We start from the raw sequence: 15,825 nt of genomic DNA, 5'->3' as shown, positions 1-15,825 counted from the left end.
CAAAAACGGAAATGCGCCTCGTGTGCAGGACTGAATGCACCAGATCTTCCTTTAAGAACCAAATCTTTCTTTGTCATCCTGGAAGGAACTTGGTTGCGAACGGTAGTGACGTATCTTGAACGCTAATCTAGTTTGCTCACAAGGTTCTTTCAGAATGACAAAAAGTGAGAAGCCTGGGCTTTTGAAAGTAGCCAGACTGCTGATGCTGCCAATAAAAAGGAGATTTACGCCACTTGCGGCGGTTGCCAGATGCTGCCGGTAAAAGCGTCTGCGACCCGGGGTTGAGGGTGGGAAAGGTAGTGCTGCGGCTCCTGCGTTTCCTGTAGCTGAAAGGTAGGCTGCAGCAGCGGCATGGCCACAAAGTAATCATACGCCGAGTTGCCCATCTGCTTGAGCGGGAGCCGGTCGTGGTTTTCTGAGGGAGTATTTTCAGAACCCTGGTAGTGCATGTGCAGGAACTCGGAGAAGCTCAACTGTCCGTTCAGGGCCACATGCGTCTGGTAGTGCTGCAGCAGGTCAGAGATTTTGGAAAGCTCATGCAGGTCAGAGTTGGGCAGCAGGGAGCCCAGGAAAAGATACACCGCAAAAAAGATAACCCTGATTTTCAAAGCAGCTGCCTAAGTTCTATAAGCAAAGATAGCGGGAATAGTAGAAAGATGGAAGCCAAAGATGAAGAGAGAGGGCGTGGGTACAGACGCTCGCAGGTCCTCCGGACGCTACGAGGTCTTGGGAGAATTGCTGATTGGTTATTGAAAAGAAAAAACAAGCACTGGCGCGAGTCTCTGACTCGTGACATGTAGTGGTGCGAGTCTCCAGACTCGCCGGGAACCATGGTAATATCTGCCATGCGTAGAACCCACCCCTACCCCTCTGAGGAGGGGAATATCTGCCATGCGTGGAGCATTTGCCGTATGGCCATGCCTCTGCGATGCGTGGTTCGGCAGGTGTCAACATCCCCTTCGCCCCCTTCAAAGGGGGAGTATCAGCTAGGGTGTGGCCACCGCCATCGTCACAGGTGTAGCTTTCGTGCTCTACCATTCCATGGGAAAGGCTTCTACTTGTATGAGGCTCCGTTCCTATGCAACAAGACTCCCCTCCTCGGAGAGGTAGGGGTGGGTTCAATTAGCTGGCCGCCGCATTATCGTCCGCTCCCAAGACCTCGTAGCGTGCGCAGCACCTGCGAGCGTCTGCGCCAACGGCTTTTGCCCAGACTTAAGGTCATTCGGCAAAGGTCACATAAAAGCGTGTTCCCGTTTAGGGTCTGTTTTTAGAAAAACGGCCCCTAAACGGGAAGAATTTTACTTTCAGCTTTTTCTACAAACTCAACTTACGGAGCTTATCTGCTTTCCAGGCGGTAAACGCCACAATCAAAATGGTCATAGAACCACCAAACACCACTGACGGCACCACACCCAGCAGCTTGGCCGCCAGACCAGACTCAAACGACCCGATCTCGTTGCTGGACCCCACAAAGATGTTGTTCACGCTGGAGACGCGGCCTTTCATGTGCTCTGGCGTGAGCGTGTGAATCAACGTAGACCTGATAATGACCGAGACACTATCCAGCACGCCACTCATCAGCAGCAGCGCAAATGACAGCCAGAACAACTGCGACAGCCCGAACCCAATGATACAGGCGCCAAACCCGGCCACTGCCCACAGCATCTTCTTCCCGGCGTTAAAGGTAATCGGCCGGTAGGCCATGAACACCGCCATGGTCACCGAACCAATGGCCGGAGCCGACCGTAGCGCGCCCAATCCCTGCGGACCAATCTTCAAAATGTCAGACGCAAAAATAGGCAGCAAGGCCACGGCTCCGCCGAAGAGGACCGCAAACATATCCAGCGCCAGCGCACTCAAAATAATCTGGTTCCCAAACACAAATTTCAGCCCCGTCTGCAAACTTTCTTTGATGTTGAGTTTGGGACCATCACTCAGCGGCAGCGGCCTACCCGCAATAAAACCATAGAGCACCAGCGCCAGCAATACCAGCGCGGCATCAACACTGAACGCGGCCGTCACTCCGCCAAACGCATACACCAACCCGCCAATGGCCGGGCCCGCCACTGAGGCCGCCTGCCAGGTAGAGCTGCTCCAGGTAATGGCATTGGCGTAGAACTTCCGGTCTGGCAAGAGCTGCGGCATAAATGAGAACGTGGCCGGCCCCATGAACCCGCGCGCCAACCCGCTCAGGAAAATGACCGAGTAAATGGGCGTGGTGCCGAACTGGTGCAGCACCTGCCCCACATCTAAGGTATAGAACAGCAGTGCCAGCGAACAGAACAACAGCACGCTCAGCACCGTCATGATAATGCGCTTGCGCGGAACAATATCGGCCACGTGGCCGGCGTAGAGCGCCACCGTGATAGACGGTATGGCTTCTACCAACCCAATCAAGCCCAGCGCCAGCGGGTCTTTGGTGAGGTCATAGATCTGCCACCCCACCACCACCGCCTGTATCTGCATGGCCAGGGTAATGCAGAAACGGGCCGAGATATAAAGCCGGAACTCAGGAATGCGGAGCACGGCGTACGGGTCATGCCGTTCTTCTTCTGGGGGATTTACAGGTGTAGCCACTGGTAAAATTAAGTATGAGCCTGTTTAAAATTTGTCTTTCGTGCTGCCAAGAAACCTGACTTCACGCTATTCTCGCCTTAGTCATTGCTACGAGGCTCTAAAACCGCACAGGCAGAAACTTACGCTGACACTCTCCGCTTACGAATTCAGGATGTGAATAAGGTCAAAGGCAAAGGTACGGCAATTTCCAGTTCCAGATTTATTTCAGATGTTCTTGAACGATTCCCTTCAGGGTAGATGTTGGCTATATAACCATCCTCCTATTTTTTAAGGAGGTATTGCTATGTTGAGGACAATCTTTTGTAAGTTTACATCTGATACTATTAGCTTATGTCTCCTATCTTTTTAGACGCCATTGCACTAGCTTACCGCCCAGACCTGGACGTGCTGTTCCTGCGTTGGCCACAGCCAGTATATGCCCTCTCGGTACGGGAGGTGTATCAGCAGGTGCTGGAATTAGCCCAGGAGACCAACGCGCGGTATTGGCTCTTTGACGTGCGCAGCCGGGGGCCTTTGTCTCCGGAAGACCAGAAATGGGTGAATGAGACCTTTTACCCACAGTTACACGCGCAGTTAGACCGCGCCGTGCATGTGGCGTACCTGCTTACCCCAGCCCACGCTGAAGACACTTTTACAATTGAAAGTGCTGAAAAACTGCGGCAGGCACCCTGGTATGGCCAATCAGTAGATTTCGAGGGCTTCACCTCAGAAACCGATGCGCTGCACTGGCTAAAGAAATGCCAGTTGGTAGAGGTTGAGCATTAACTTCTCTTATATTTCTAAAAGCATAGCCCCGTCTGTTCTTAAAGCAGACGGGGCTATGCTTTTACAGGGAGTGCACCCACCTCAAGAACCATGCTTGCCGGCTACTTCCTGTTTTTGAGCTGTTTTCAGAAAAACAGGCCAGAAATGACCTTTATCATTTCAACCTTGGGGCAGAAGAAGTATTCTTGCAGCGTTAACATAAAGGAAGCCAGCGCTTCCCAATTGGTATGAGCGAAGGATTGAAAACAGATATTGCCACTGAAGATGACATTAAACTTCTGGTGGATACATTTTATAACAATGTAAATCAGGATGAGCTGCTGGGCCCTGTCTTCAATGACGTTGCCCACGTTGACTGGGCGCACCACCTGCCCAAGATGTACAACTTCTGGAGCACGGTGCTGTTTGGGTCCATGGCCTACAAAGGGCAGCCGTTTCCCAGACACTTGTCACTGCCCATTGAGCGGGCGCACTTCACCCGCTGGATTGTCCTGTTCACCCAAACCGTAGAAGATCTTTTTGCCGGCGAGATGGCTGACCAGGCCAAACAGAAAGCCACCAGCATTGCCAACATCTTCCAGATGAAGATGGGCCTCTGGGCAACTCCCCTGGTGAAGCCATAAATCTGTTTTTAGCCTGTTTTTCTAAAAACAGGCTAAAAACAGGATGTTGAAAAGGGAACAACCGCATTTCTTATAAAGCAAGAAGCGGCTGCCTTACAGGGCAGCCGCTTCTTGCTTTATGGAATATGATCTATGTTCAGATGGAAGGCCCCACGATCCGGAGTCGCGCCTGCCATTCGGGAAGAGAACAGAAAAAGAAGTGGGCGGTTTTGCACTCCAACTACACCTTCATCGGCCCGCCGCCGCACTTCCAATATTGTTTATATACAATAATTCAACTTCTGCTATATTACTAGATGGCCATGTTGTGGTGACCGCCACTGAGTTCTTTCGCCTTTTCGGCTTTTAAAATAGCCAGCATCTGCTTGGCCGGCACGTAGGCTTCACGCTTGCGTTTGATCAGCTCCCGCTTGGCCAGGAACTTTCTCACCCCTACAAAGCCTATTCCCAGCCCTACCGGAATTAAAACGGCAGCCAACCACATAGAAGCAGTGGTGTTAAAAAACTGATGAAGCGAAAACCCTGCAATAACCAGTGAGAGTGCAGTGCGCAGATACGCCAGAAACGTACGCTCATTAGAGAACTCGGTGCGCTCAATGGCGAGCGTCTCCTTGATCTCAGTGTTCGCTTTTTCCTTTATCTTGAGGTCTCTCTTTACCTCTTTCCTGAAATCTGGTGTCATGTAAATGTTATATTCCATAGCACATTCATATACGCCCCCGTGCCAGTAAAGATTAGCCCCATCATTGAACATTTAAAAGAACATAATTGCATATTTGAAATAAATTACGTATTCTGAATCAATTTATTTTAGTTTGCTCTTTTTGCTCCTGCGCCAAGGCCTACGTATAGAGACTATTTATTACCCTAAGCACTACTTACATGAAAGCATTTGTTCTGCCTCTCTGCTTCCTGGCGGCCGCCCTCTGCGGCACATCAACAGTGGCTCTGGCCCAGCAAACCACTGCCACCTCTGACTCACTGGTGACCAGGGCCAACATCAAAGACAACACCATCTTCTGGCGTGACGGCAAACTGGTACAGAACAAAGGCGGCAAGCTGCATGAAGTACAGGAGCCAATTGTGTATGACAACGGCACCACCGTACTGCCAGACGGCCGCGTACGCACCAAAGACGGCAAAACCCTTACCCTGAAACTAAAACATGCGGTGAGCCCGCAGGGACGGGTGGTATTGGTAGCCGATGATATTTTTACCTACGGCGCCATTGTTGACCATGAGCGCCAGGTGGTAGGCGACACGGAGACCAGAATTGTGGTCATTGACGGGCAGGTGTCCAGCGTGAGCAACCACAAAGAGAAACAGGTGTACAGCCTGGGGCAGGAGAAAAGAATCCAGCTGCTGGAACAGCTGGCACAGCTCCTGGAGCAGCGCAGCAAGCTGCTGGAGGCCGCCCTCTCAGACAGTGACCGCAAGAACATGGAGGCATATTACAACGGCCTGAACAAGCAACTGTCTGCGGTTGAGCTACAGCTAAAAAACCTGCCCGCCGCTAAGTAAGCCACAATTAGAACCTAGCTATTTTGAGTTCCTCACTGATTACGCCTTCTACTTCTGTTGTAAAACGCCGGCAGCCCTGGGGGGCCGTGCGTGATGCGTTGTTGATTTGCTTCGGGATTGGCTCTGCGGGCCTGGGCCTGAAAGGATTCCTGATCCCCAACCATTTCATTGACGGCGGGGTGACCGGGGTTTCCATGCTCTTGTCTAAGGGCAGCGGTCTGCCGTTGCCGCTCCTCATTCTGGCAATGAACGCCCCTTTCCTTATTGCCGGCTACCGGCAGGTGGCGCGGTCATTTGCCCTGAAGAGTTTGCTGGCGGTGGTAGGCCTGGCGTTGCTCCTGCTGTTTGTAGAGTTCCCCACCCTCACAGATGACAAACTGCTGACCGCTGTATTTGGCGGGTTCTTCCTGGGCGCGGGCATTGGGCTCTCCATCAGGGGCGGAAGCGTCTTAGACGGCACCGAGATCCTGGCGCTCCTGGTCAGCAAGCGCACCAGCCTCACCATAGGTGACGTGATCCTGGTCATCAACCTGATCATTTTCCTGGTGGCGGCCTTCCTGCTGGGCCTGGAACCGGCCATGTACTCGGTGCTCACGTACCTGACCGCCTCCAAAACCATTGACTTCATCATTCACGGGATTGAGGAATACACCGGCGTGACCATTGTCTCAGTGCACAGTGACAGCATTCGGCAGGGCATCTTGACCCAGCTTGGCCGTGCCGTGACCATTTACAAAGGCCAGCGCGGCTTCTCTGGTGACGAGGTAGACATTTTGTTCTGCGTGGTGACGCGCCTGGAGGTGCAGCGCCTGAAGACGTTGATTGCTGACATGGACCCCAGTGCCTTTATGATTATGCACAGCATCAATGACACCTCTGGCGGCATGATCAAAAAACGCCCACTTTCACACTAACTTTCTTGTTTTAAAGCCTTTCCTTCTTATTTCTGGCGCTGTTTTTGTGGAAATTTCTTTAGAACGAGTTAAAATTGGGCCGCATTGGCCTCTATTCTTTTTAGAGGCTGATCTTGGCATAGAAGCGCTGTGTCTTTACTTACGCTGTTTCTGACCTGTTTTTCTGAAATCAGCAGAAAAACAGAAAAATATTTTTCTACAGGTCTACCAACTGTTGTATTTGATTTTCACTCTTTCTATATTTGATACACATAGAAACAGAAATCACATCAATTCACGCTAACCTCACAATATGGCTTAAACCTCTACGTTACCTAATATGTAGATTTTAGATGAACATAGTACAGCTCAGCGATTCGGCGCTTGTAACGTCGTACATCGCAGGTAACGAGAGTGCGTTTGAGGAATTGGTTAGCCGTCATAAAAGTAAGGTTTTCACCACCATTCTACTTATAGTTAAAGATACCTATACCGCAGAAGACCTCCTGCAGGAGACATTTGTGAAGGCAATCCATACTATGAAAAGCGGCCGTTACAATGAAGAAGGGAAGTTTTCATCCTGGATCTGCCGTATCGCCCATAACCTGGCTATTGACTATTTCCGGCGGGAGAAGCGGAGCCCCATGATTACCCTGGAAGACGGCAGCAATGTGTTCAACACGTTGAGCTTCTCTGAGGAGTCAGTGGAATCCATCAGGATCAAAGAGGAAACCCACGCCCGGCTGCGTGAATTAATTCAGCAGCTGCCGGCGGCGCAGAAAGAGGTGCTCATCATGCGCCACTACGCTGACATGAGTTTTCAGGAGATTGCAGAGGCTACCGGGGTTAGCATCAACACGGCTTTGGGCAGAATGAGATACGCATTAATCAACTTGCGGAAAAAAATGTCCCTAGATACAAAAGCCTATGATCAAAACCTTTACTCAGAATGATCTGGTACAATACCTCTACAACGAGCTGCCCAGACGGCAGCGCCAATTGCTGGAAGACGCCTTGATGGTAGACCAGGGCCTGGCAGAGGCTTGTGCCGATTTACTCATTGCGCAGGTGAACCTGGATGACGCCTTCGCCCAGCCCAGCCAACGGGTGTGTGACGCCATCATCAGCTACTCCAGAACGGTAAGTTTGCATCCGTAGCAGGTTCTGCAAAAAACAAAAAAGCACCAGTTTTAGAGCTGGTGCTTTTTTGTTTTAATCTACTCGGTTAATGGATTTTCCGTTAGGAAGCAAAAGTTGAATAAGGCCATGCGTTTTATTGTAATAGGCTGTTGCAGAGTCTTTTCTTGCATATTCTGGTACAACTCTGTAGGCTCTTAATGAGTAAACATGGTCATACCTTAGGCCATTGATTAACATTGTTCCAGCAAATGGCTTCACTGTATTTGGGTTTGCGTAAACATGATAATCATTTATCTTCATGAAGAAGCCGCCTCCAAATGAACCTTCTTCTGTTTTAAGGTCAATGTTTAACATGAGTTCACCATTACCTATTGGACTGTAACTTACTTCAAAGCTTTCTTGGTAAGAGGTGCCAAACCATCCAGACATCTGAAAGAAGTCTCTGGAGTAATCAACTTGTACTAACTCATTGACAACATTGCTTGTATCAGAAAACTTAAGTACTTGCCCTTCCTGGTATGCTAAAAATTCTAACTCCCTATCATTGAATTTATAATACTTTTCCTTGAAACATGAAGTCAAGCTTACTACCAGAGATAGTACAGCAAATACACGAACAGAAGAGCGAATAGTAGACATATATCTTTTTTTAAGCGTGACTATCTCTAATAATGACATTTAGAAGTGTCCTTTCCCCTACTCTACAATTTTTCCTTCAACTACATTATAATCAATTGCACTACATACTGACCCTCATACTTACCTTTTCTCTAATTTAGCAACTCTTAATCTATCAAGTGTTAGTTATGCGCAAACAAGAGCGGTACCGTCACCTTATTTCCTACTTCACCCATAACTTTCCGGAACCGGAGACGGAACTGGCGTACCGCAACCCGTATGAACTGCTTATTGCGGTGGTGTTGAGCGCGCAGTGCACAGACAAACGGGTCAACCTGGTCACGCCTCCGCTTTTTGAGGCCTACCCTTCGGCAGAGATATTAGCCACGGCTACCGCCGAAGATATTTTCCCTTACATCAAAAGCATCTCGTACCCCAACAACAAAGCCAAGCACTTGGCAGGCTTGGGCAAGATGCTGGTAGAGCGTTTCTCAGGTGAAGTACCGGCCACGGTAGAAGAACTACAGCAACTGCCGGGCGTGGGCCGGAAAACCGCCAACGTCATTGCCTCTGTCATCTTCAACATGCCTACCATGGCCGTAGATACGCACGTATTCCGGGTTTCTAAACGCTTAGGACTGGTAGACGCTAAGGCGCGCACGCCGCTGGAGGTGGAGAAGGAATTGATGAAGAACACGCCGCTGGAATTAGTGCCCAAAGCCCACCATTGGCTTATTCTACATGGCCGCTACATTTGCCTGGCCCGCACCCCGCAGTGCGAGCGTTGCCCACTTACCCACTTTTGCCGCTACTATGAAAAGAACTGGCCCAACAAGCCAGACGACCCACAGAACAAGTTATAACCTGTTTTTGGCCTGTTTTCCAAAAAATAAGCCATAAACAGCAAGAATCGTCCTTTAACTATTTTTGTGCCGGATCAACAATGAGGCTTTTGAAATAAGCATGGCTTAAACAAATTTAAGTAAGTTTGTAAAGTAAACGCACGGGGTGCCTGACTAGAAATGTTAGGCTGAGATCATACCCGCCACCTGATTTGGATAATGCCAACGTAGGGATGCTGTATTAAATACTCCATTTTGTACTCCATTCTTTCTGGGCATACCCATTGAATGGAGTTTTTTGTTTTAACAAAACTGCAACATGGAGCTACAGAAAAAATCCTCTGAATTAATTCCCCAGAGCCAGCAAAACTGGCAAAACAGACCTGAATGGTTCTTCAACCGCGAACACACTGATACCTACGAGCAATGGTATGAAGGCCGCTACAAAAGAGCCGAGGTCTGGCAAAAGAAGGTCATGGAACAGCTGGTTTCCAAAGACATACGCATTAAGACCCTGCTTGAGTTTGGCTGCGGCACCACCCGCTTTACCAGATGGTGGCACCAGATAGGCATAGAAGCCACCGGCGGCGACATTTCCCCCCTCATGCTGTCACAGGCGGTGCACCTCTTCAAAGGTGATTTGGTCATGGCCGACTCACACCACATGCCCTTCAAAGACCATACCTTTGACTCTCTGGCTTTCATCACTACGTTTGAGTATTACAAAGACCCCGTTAAAGTTATTAGAGAAGCAGCCAGGGTAGCCAAATACGGTATTGCCATGGGCATGATGAACCGGAACTCGCCCAAAGTTCTGAGAAGGCGGGTGCAGCAGATGTTCGGGAAAAACCCGTTTTACGTCACCGCCACTTTTTATTCACCAGCCAAACTAACTGAGATAATTCACCAGGCGCTGGCCGGCAGAGAATATACCATTGAATGGACTTGCACAGGCCTTCCTAAATGGTTTCCGGTACAGCAATGGGGGCTGCCCTACGGCGATTTTTTCGGGTTATACATCAAACTAAACGATGTAGACTAGAATGGAAGATAAACTTGGAAAGATAGACCACCCTCTATTCACCAACATCATCCGGGAGAATTGCGGGTACCCAAGAAAGGACGTGCTGGTGGGCCCAGGATTTGGGGTAGATGTCTCAGTGGTACGTTTGCCCGGTGGTATGGCCATGGCCACCACCAGTGACCCATTATCGCTTATTCCATCATTGGGTCTGGAAGAATCTGCCTGGCTTTCGGTACACCTAATGGCCAATGACATGGCTACCACGGGTTTTGCGCCTATGTACGGGCAATTTGTGCTCAACCTGCCGGCTACGTTTTCCAAAGAGGATTTTAAAACTTACTGGCAGTACATTCACCAATACTGCGCTAATGTGGGAGTAGCTATTACCGGAGGGCATACCGGCTTTATTGAAGGGCAGAACTCTACCATTGCTGGAGGCGGTACGTTTACCACCATTGCCCCTCAGGCGCAAATCCTTACTTCGCAGAATGCCCGGCCAGGAGACACTATTCTGGTGACCAAACAATGCGCACTTTCCTCTACTTCCATCTTGGCCATGAGTTTTCCGGAAACGGTGAAGAATAAACTGGGCCAGGAAACTTATCAGAAGGCCTGCGACATGTTTTACCAAACATCATCGCTCAAAGATGCTTTGACCGCCGTTGGCGCCCCAACTGCGCGTAACCAAGTAACTGCCATGCATGATGTAACCGAAGGTGGTGTGCTGGGGGCCATATATGAACTGGCCAGCGCCTCTGGCAACGGGGCCGTGATTTTTAACGACCAGATTCCCATTGGAAACATTCAGCAGGACGTCTGCTCTCTCTTCTCTATAGACCCGCGCTACTGCGTGGGTGCTGGCTCTATGGTTATTACCTGTAAAAAAGAGGCCGCACATGGTATCATAGCACACCTTGCCGCTGAAGGCATAGCCTGTTGCGCTGTTGGAGAAATAAGAGAAAGAGAAAGCGGCATAAAGTTGATAGCAAACGGAGAAGCATCTGACTTGGTGTATCTGGCAGAAGACCCTTATTGGGCCGCCTTCTTCAACGCCTTTCGGGAGGGATGGAAGTAATGGGAAAGAAGCGAAAAGTAGAGTCAGGAGTTTATTTGGTCATAGACCCATCTTTGGAGGAAGATATTTTACTCCAAAAGCTACAACTAGTTCTTCAGAAAAAGATTGCCGCGGTACAGCTCTGGGACAATTTCCTGCCGGACAAAGATTATCTGCCGTTGATTCAGAAAATCACTGTGCTTTGCCACGAGAAGAATGTTCCGGTACTTATAAACAACCAGTGGGAGTGGCTGCAAACCACCGCCTTAGATGGCGTTCACTTTGACGCTCCGCCTGAAGATTTAGAGCAGATAAAAACCTCTCTTAACAGAGACTTTATAACGGGTCTTACCTGCAACAATGATTTGGCTTTGGTGCGGTGGGCAAATGACCAAAGGCTGGATTATATTTCCTTTTGCTCCATTTTTCCTTCCTCTACCAGCACCAGTTGTGAATTGGTAGATTTTGAGACCATCAAAGAAGCTAAAAGAATAACCGCTATGCCCATCTTTTTAGCCGGCGGAATAAAACCTGACAACATGCCTGAACTACAGGAACTACCTTTTGATGGAGTAGCGGTGGTATCAGGCATAATGAGTGCAGAAAAGCCAGGCGTGGCTATTACAAAATATCTGAAACAACTGAAACTAATCTAGTGATGAGACTTGAAACTATAAAGAAATTGTGCTGCCCCTTTGATAAAGCAGACATTGAACTAACCACCATTACCCAAGACCCTAGCGGGAACATACTGGAAGGCTTTTTTACGTGTAGTGAGTGCAGCCGCCTTTATCCTATTGTAAAAGGAATCCCGATCATGAGCCCCGACGAATACCGTGAGATAAATTTAGAGAAACCGCTGTTGGCCAAGTGGCAGCAGCATCTACAAGGTAAAACGTTTGAAAACTTCAGGCTAGTACCACAAAAAGGCGAGAAGGATAAATTTATAGGGTGACCAGAGGCGCTGAGGCAATCTGCGTGGCTTTTGTGGCTTGCTTTATTTACTTGCCCATTAACCCCCCTGGTATTTCATTTATAAATAGATGGAGCGGGAAACAGCAGAAACGGAAAAGCGATAGAAGCAGAGAAGTATAGGAAATTGCTGCACCAGCAGGAAAGAAAAAAGAATGGGCAATGGGGGCAGAAATGAGTTGTAATAAGGAAGGAGGCAGCATTGTTCAATCAATTCATCTGCTATGATGCATCCTAAGTTCTCTTCTTACTTTCTCCCCACCACTTCCTCAAATATCTGCTCCAATACTGGCACCATCTGTAACCTATCAAACTGCTGTTGAGCCACACTAGCGGCATTTTTCCGCATTACTGCCAGCTCCTGCTCATTCCCCAACTGCTGCACCAGAGTAGCGGCCAAGGCCTCAGCGTCTCCGGCCGGAACGTACCAACCACACTGGCTCGCTTCTACCAGCTGCTTTGTCCAGCCAGCATTGGTCACCACAACGGGCGTACCCACCGCCAGGCTGTCAAAAAGCTTACCGGGGGAGTTTGCTTTGAGCACTGGCAAATCAATAAACGAAACAATTGACACTGCTGCCAGCGAGAACAAGGTAAAAACCTGGTGCCGAGGCATAGGGGGGAGCAGCAGGATATTGGTTTGCACGGCGGCTGCTTCTTGCAGCAATGGCTCATCATACCCTTGACCGGTAAAAACGAAGTACAACTTAGGCTGGTCTTGCAGTAATTTAGCAGCCTCCACCAGCATAGGAATGTCATTGGCCCGGCCATACGTACCAGCATAGAGCACTACTTGCTTCCCCTCAAGCCCCAACTTATGTAGCAAGGCTTGCTTTGCAGAAGCGGAGACAGGCGTGGCTGGTATGTCAGTCCCATTGACCAGCGTAGTGATTTTATCTGGTGCAATACCCAGCTCCTGAATGTATCGCCCCATGTCTGTTGACAGCGGAATGATGTGCGAAGCTGATTGGTAGAGGTTCTTCTCCAATCGGTAAAGCTCCCGCTGCACCGGCTTCCAGGGTACAGCCCCCATCTGGATGGGGAAAGACGGCCACAAGTCCTGCACCTCAAACACCCACGGCACTTGATGGTACTTGGCAACTCTAGCTGCCGCCCAGGCAGTGGTCAGTGGGGTGGACACGCCCCACACAACATCTGGCTTTTCTATTTCTTTGCCTTTTCTTATTGCCTGCAAGGCAAAATCACTGAAAGCTTTCACCCGTTGCCACACTCCCATTTTATTATGATATGGCACCTGAATGGAAACCAACTCCACACCAGGAGGCACCCATGCATATTGGTGCGTGAGTCTTTTGCTTTCCCAGGCGTTAGAGGTGACGAGCGTGACACGGTGGCGCTTTACCAGTTCAGCCATGAAACTGTAATGCCGGCAGGTAGCGGGGCAGTCAGGGTTGTGGTGATACTGATGAAACAGCGCAATGTGCATGGGAGTCGGAACAATGGATTACGTTTTCGGCCTGTTTTTACAAAAACAGGCCGAAAACAGAAAGTGAAAGTAATTCAAAACTAAGTGAGGAGACAGAAGTAATGACCCACTCTCTGGCACCCTGAAAGGATCTCGGTTGCGAACGGCAATTGCTTCTCCTGAGCGCTTTCATAGCTCGCTCACGGTTCCCTAAGATTCTTCCAGAATGGCAGAAGGTTTAGTTGATTATGCCCACTTACAAATTTGCGCTCACCCGCTTTAGAATCTTTAAAGGATAAAGTACTGGACCATCTTCGGCCAAAGGCCGAAAAATTAAAATCACATAGCATGCGACTGCCCAAAATATGCCTCCCATCTTGCTACGTGCTACCTGCTACCCTACATTAAGATTTTTTCTGCGGCTTGTATTTAGAGGCTTCTAAGATCTTACGGGCGTTCTTTTCTTCCATAAGCTGCTGCAGGGTCACATTGGGGTTGCTTTCCATGTATTGGCGCACAATTTGCCAGCCTACCCAGGTGCCAATGCGGCCGGGGCAGCGGGCACTGATCTCGGGCACGTTGGGGCGCTCGCCAATATACTTCCTGATCACAAACTGCCCGGTCTCATACAGCAGGCTCTTCTCCACAAAATGCGCCCAGATCTTGCCTTCGTTGTACTGCACATCTGCCAGCTCCTGGCCTGTGAAGCCAATGATGAGTGAATCTGGGGTGCAGGGCATCATCTGCTCCACAAAATAGTACGACTTGCCAAAATCAATCATCTCATCCAGCATGGCGCCGCTCAGAAAGTCTGTCTTGTTGAATTTGTTGGAGACCAGCAACATGGCGGTGGGCACCAGGTACGGTTTCTCATAGCGCTCCAGAATGTACTGCGGCGCCTGCGGCCGGTAAGGGGCCTTCTTGCCAATGAAGAAATCCAGCCCCAGCACCATCAGGCTGTCGCCCACGTACAGGTCCCGGCTCAGGCCGGTGATAAACGTCTGCACCTGTGGCACCTGAAACTTAGGGTAATAATATTTCACGTGCTTGAACGCGTTCTCCAGCTCCTGCTCCACGTCTTTCAACTCCCCAAACGTGTTGTCTGACTCCCGCACCAGTTTGTGAATACTGGTGTCTGTGGCCAGCTTCAGGAGGCTTTGCGCCAGAATCTCCTGGTTAGGGTAACCTTTCTGCTGCAGGAATTTGTCCGCGAACAGCGGGTGCCGGCTCAGGAACTCCTGCATCTGGGGCAGCGCTTTTATTTGGAAAAACTCCTTCTCCAACCGCTCAACCTCTAAGTTAACCGGTATATTCTCTACTTCCTCTGCCATCTGGCACGTCTGTTGCTGCTGACAACCGGCAAACAGCAACAGAGTAAAAAGCAGGTATAGATATTTCTGCATGAATTCTTCGTTTATCTTTAAGCAAATTTACTCAACATTCGGCAATACCACTTACTTATGAAGACGATCCGCTACAGTATCCTATTTTGTCTGGTGGCAATTTTGTTCCTGGGCTCCCGCCACGCAGAAGCGCAGGTAGAAATTGGGGTGAAGTTTGCCCCTTCTATCACTTCAAACCGCACCTTGGCGCAAGACAAATACAATTTTGAAGGCGACGGCGTGGGCGGTGGCTTTGGGGTGGGCGTCATAGCCGATTATTTCTTTGGCGCAAACTATGCCGTGAGTTCCGGTTTAATGTACAACATCAAGGGCGGTACCGTGCGCTACAGCTATACCCAACCCATAGCCCCGGGGGCTCTGGATGGCGCTACCAGTATCACAATGTCAGGAGAAGATGATTTAAGCCTGCAGTACCTGGAAATCCCTATTGCCTTGAAACTTTTCACCAATGAGATTTCTACAGACACCAAGCTCTATTTTCAGGCAGGCGGTTCTTTGAACACCATGCTGGCCGCAAAAGTAAACGACAAAAAAGTAGACAGTGAAGGCGACAAATTCACCAAGCGTTTCAACCTGTTTGAGATTGATGTGCTGATTGGGGTGGGGGTAGAGCGGCAGATTGGGGTCAGCACCAAGCTCTTTGGCGGTATCACCTACCACCGCGGCCTTACAGATGTAGATGACGACCACTACGCCGGTATTTTCAAGGATGACAAAGTGGAGCTGAAAAATGATGTCTTCTCCCTTGACTTCGGGATTAAATTTTAGAGCATTTCTGTTTTTGGCCTGTTTTCTGGAAAACAGGCCAAAAACAGAAATGCAGTGTTCCTTCTCCCTTTGGGAGAAGGTTAGGATGAGGGCAAGGCGGTCCAAACCATAATTAGCGCAGACCCTCGCCATTAAGTAGTTGCAGGCTCATTGAACACACCCCTACCCCTCAGAGGAGGGGAGTCTCCGGGAATGCGTG

General features: G+C 49.6%; 18 protein-coding genes and 1 riboswitch. Of the genes, 12 read left to right on the top strand and 6 right to left on the bottom strand.

All coding sequences use genetic code 11. The features are described from left to right. Positions 1-224: 224 nt before the first annotated feature. Both FHS90_RS11365 and FHS90_RS11360 read right to left on the bottom strand, forming a co-directional pair. Positions 225-608 carry a hypothetical protein gene (locus FHS90_RS11365; protein ID WP_182513129.1) on the bottom strand — a complete coding sequence of 128 codons (384 nt, stop codon included), beginning with the start codon at positions 606-608 and terminating at the stop codon, positions 225-227. A 706-nt stretch (positions 609-1,314) separates the two neighbouring features. Beyond that, positions 1,315-2,577 (bottom strand): MFS transporter, encoded by a 1,263-nt coding sequence (locus FHS90_RS11360; RefSeq protein WP_182513128.1) that lies wholly within the window; start codon positions 2,575-2,577, stop codon positions 1,315-1,317. A gap of 330 nt (positions 2,578-2,907) precedes the next feature. Between FHS90_RS11360 and FHS90_RS11355 the strand changes: the two genes are divergently transcribed. Together FHS90_RS11355 and FHS90_RS11350 are read left to right on the top strand one after the other, a co-directional pair. Next, on the top strand, positions 2,908-3,342 hold the full coding sequence (locus FHS90_RS11355) for a hypothetical protein (protein ID WP_066833048.1): 435 nt from the start codon (positions 2,908-2,910) through the stop codon (positions 3,340-3,342). Between the two features lie 227 nt (positions 3,343-3,569). Continuing rightward, positions 3,570-3,965 (top strand): group III truncated hemoglobin, encoded by a 396-nt coding sequence (locus tag FHS90_RS11350; RefSeq protein WP_066833046.1) that lies wholly within the window; start codon positions 3,570-3,572, stop codon positions 3,963-3,965. A gap of 292 nt (positions 3,966-4,257) precedes the next feature. Here FHS90_RS11350 and FHS90_RS11345 read toward each other — a convergent pair whose 3' ends face one another. Next, positions 4,258-4,665, bottom strand: coding sequence for a DUF202 domain-containing protein (locus tag FHS90_RS11345; RefSeq protein ID WP_066833044.1), 408 nt, complete (start codon positions 4,663-4,665; stop codon positions 4,258-4,260). A 182-nt stretch (positions 4,666-4,847) separates the two neighbouring features. Here FHS90_RS11345 and FHS90_RS11340 point away from each other — a divergent pair, with 182 nt between their 5' ends. From FHS90_RS11340 to FHS90_RS11325, 4 genes are all read left to right on the top strand, one after another. Then, positions 4,848-5,486: a DUF6799 domain-containing protein gene (locus tag FHS90_RS11340; protein WP_182513127.1), complete on the top strand. Its 639-nt coding sequence runs from the start codon at positions 4,848-4,850 to the stop codon at positions 5,484-5,486. A gap of 23 nt (positions 5,487-5,509) precedes the next feature. Then, entirely contained in the window at positions 5,510-6,400 is an 891-nt protein-coding gene (locus FHS90_RS11335; protein ID WP_241498958.1) for a YitT family protein, read from the top strand. Between the two features lie 332 nt (positions 6,401-6,732). Then, complete coding sequence (locus FHS90_RS11330) at positions 6,733-7,332, top strand: RNA polymerase sigma factor (protein WP_066833039.1); 600 nt, start codon at positions 6,733-6,735, stop codon at positions 7,330-7,332. Then, a complete protein-coding gene (locus FHS90_RS11325) occupies positions 7,307-7,537 on the top strand; it encodes a hypothetical protein (protein WP_066833036.1) in 231 nt (76 codons plus the stop codon). Before FHS90_RS11330 ends, FHS90_RS11325 begins: the two co-directional genes overlap by 26 nt. A gap of 54 nt (positions 7,538-7,591) precedes the next feature. Here FHS90_RS11325 and FHS90_RS11320 read toward each other — a convergent pair whose 3' ends face one another. Continuing rightward, positions 7,592-8,197: a hypothetical protein gene (locus FHS90_RS11320; RefSeq protein WP_182513126.1), complete on the bottom strand. Its 606-nt coding sequence runs from the start codon at positions 8,195-8,197 to the stop codon at positions 7,592-7,594. Positions 8,198-8,325: 128 nt separating this feature from the next. Here FHS90_RS11320 and nth point away from each other — a divergent pair, with 128 nt between their 5' ends. The 5 genes from nth to FHS90_RS11295 all read left to right on the top strand — a co-directional run bounded on the left by nth (position 8,326) and on the right by FHS90_RS11295 (position 12,012). Further along, entirely contained in the window at positions 8,326-9,000 is a 675-nt protein-coding gene (gene nth, locus FHS90_RS11315; RefSeq protein WP_066833030.1) for an endonuclease III, read from the top strand. Between the two features lie 131 nt (positions 9,001-9,131). After that, positions 9,132-9,230, top strand: a riboswitch (TPP riboswitch). Between the two features lie 68 nt (positions 9,231-9,298). Then, entirely contained in the window at positions 9,299-10,021 is a 723-nt protein-coding gene (locus FHS90_RS11310) for a class I SAM-dependent methyltransferase (protein ID WP_182513125.1), read from the top strand. 1 nt (position 10,022) lies between these two features. Then, complete coding sequence (locus FHS90_RS11305) at positions 10,023-11,078, top strand: AIR synthase family protein (RefSeq protein WP_182513124.1); 1,056 nt, start codon at positions 10,023-10,025, stop codon at positions 11,076-11,078. Further along, positions 11,036-11,713: a thiamine phosphate synthase gene (locus FHS90_RS11300; RefSeq protein ID WP_246386928.1), complete on the top strand. Its 678-nt coding sequence runs from the start codon at positions 11,036-11,038 to the stop codon at positions 11,711-11,713. Before FHS90_RS11305 ends, FHS90_RS11300 begins: the two co-directional genes overlap by 43 nt. A gap of 2 nt (positions 11,714-11,715) precedes the next feature. After that, positions 11,716-12,012 carry a Trm112 family protein gene (locus FHS90_RS11295; RefSeq protein WP_066833018.1) on the top strand — a complete coding sequence of 99 codons (297 nt, stop codon included), beginning with the start codon at positions 11,716-11,718 and terminating at the stop codon, positions 12,010-12,012. Between the two features lie 264 nt (positions 12,013-12,276). On the opposite strand, the gene FHS90_RS11290 is transcribed toward FHS90_RS11295, so the two are convergent. Both FHS90_RS11290 and gldB read right to left on the bottom strand, forming a co-directional pair. Continuing rightward, on the bottom strand, positions 12,277-13,476 hold the full coding sequence (locus FHS90_RS11290; protein ID WP_182513123.1) for a glycosyltransferase family 4 protein: 1,200 nt from the start codon (positions 13,474-13,476) through the stop codon (positions 12,277-12,279). A gap of 383 nt (positions 13,477-13,859) precedes the next feature. Continuing rightward, positions 13,860-14,858, bottom strand: a complete 999-nt coding sequence (gene gldB, locus FHS90_RS11285) for a gliding motility lipoprotein GldB (RefSeq protein ID WP_246386925.1) — start codon at positions 14,856-14,858, stop codon at positions 13,860-13,862. A gap of 57 nt (positions 14,859-14,915) precedes the next feature. Here gldB and FHS90_RS11280 point away from each other — a divergent pair, with 57 nt between their 5' ends. After that, complete coding sequence (locus tag FHS90_RS11280; protein WP_182513122.1) at positions 14,916-15,626, top strand: porin family protein; 711 nt, start codon at positions 14,916-14,918, stop codon at positions 15,624-15,626. Positions 15,627-15,825 lie beyond the last annotated feature (199 nt).

Source organism: Rufibacter ruber (assembly GCF_014138425.1).
In the GTDB taxonomy this organism is placed as follows: domain Bacteria; phylum Bacteroidota; class Bacteroidia; order Cytophagales; family Hymenobacteraceae; genus Nibribacter; species Nibribacter ruber_C.
This window is presented reverse-complemented; position numbering and strand designations above follow the sequence as displayed.

Coding starts and splice junctions, on each gene's coding strand:
- FHS90_RS11355 (WP_066833048.1), top strand. CDS start 2,908: ATGTCTCCTATCTTTTTAGACGCCATTGCACTAGCTTACCGCCCAGAC.
- FHS90_RS11350 (WP_066833046.1), top strand. CDS start 3,570: ATGAGCGAAGGATTGAAAACAGATATTGCCACTGAAGATGACATTAAA.
- FHS90_RS11345 (WP_066833044.1), bottom strand. CDS start 4,665: ATGGAATATAACATTTACATGACACCAGATTTCAGGAAAGAGGTAAAG.
- FHS90_RS11340 (WP_182513127.1), top strand. CDS start 4,848: ATGAAAGCATTTGTTCTGCCTCTCTGCTTCCTGGCGGCCGCCCTCTGC.
- FHS90_RS11330 (WP_066833039.1), top strand. CDS start 6,733: ATGAACATAGTACAGCTCAGCGATTCGGCGCTTGTAACGTCGTACATC.
- FHS90_RS11325 (WP_066833036.1), top strand. CDS start 7,307: ATGATCAAAACCTTTACTCAGAATGATCTGGTACAATACCTCTACAAC.
- FHS90_RS11320 (WP_182513126.1), bottom strand. CDS start 8,197: ATGTCATTATTAGAGATAGTCACGCTTAAAAAAAGATATATGTCTACT.
- nth (WP_066833030.1), top strand. CDS start 8,326: ATGCGCAAACAAGAGCGGTACCGTCACCTTATTTCCTACTTCACCCAT.
- FHS90_RS11310 (WP_182513125.1), top strand. CDS start 9,299: ATGGAGCTACAGAAAAAATCCTCTGAATTAATTCCCCAGAGCCAGCAA.
- FHS90_RS11305 (WP_182513124.1), top strand. CDS start 10,023: ATGGAAGATAAACTTGGAAAGATAGACCACCCTCTATTCACCAACATC.
- FHS90_RS11295 (WP_066833018.1), top strand. CDS start 11,716: ATGAGACTTGAAACTATAAAGAAATTGTGCTGCCCCTTTGATAAAGCA.
- FHS90_RS11290 (WP_182513123.1), bottom strand. CDS start 13,476: ATGCACATTGCGCTGTTTCATCAGTATCACCACAACCCTGACTGCCCC.
- gldB (WP_246386925.1), bottom strand. CDS start 14,858: ATGCAGAAATATCTATACCTGCTTTTTACTCTGTTGCTGTTTGCCGGT.
- FHS90_RS11280 (WP_182513122.1), top strand. CDS start 14,916: ATGAAGACGATCCGCTACAGTATCCTATTTTGTCTGGTGGCAATTTTG.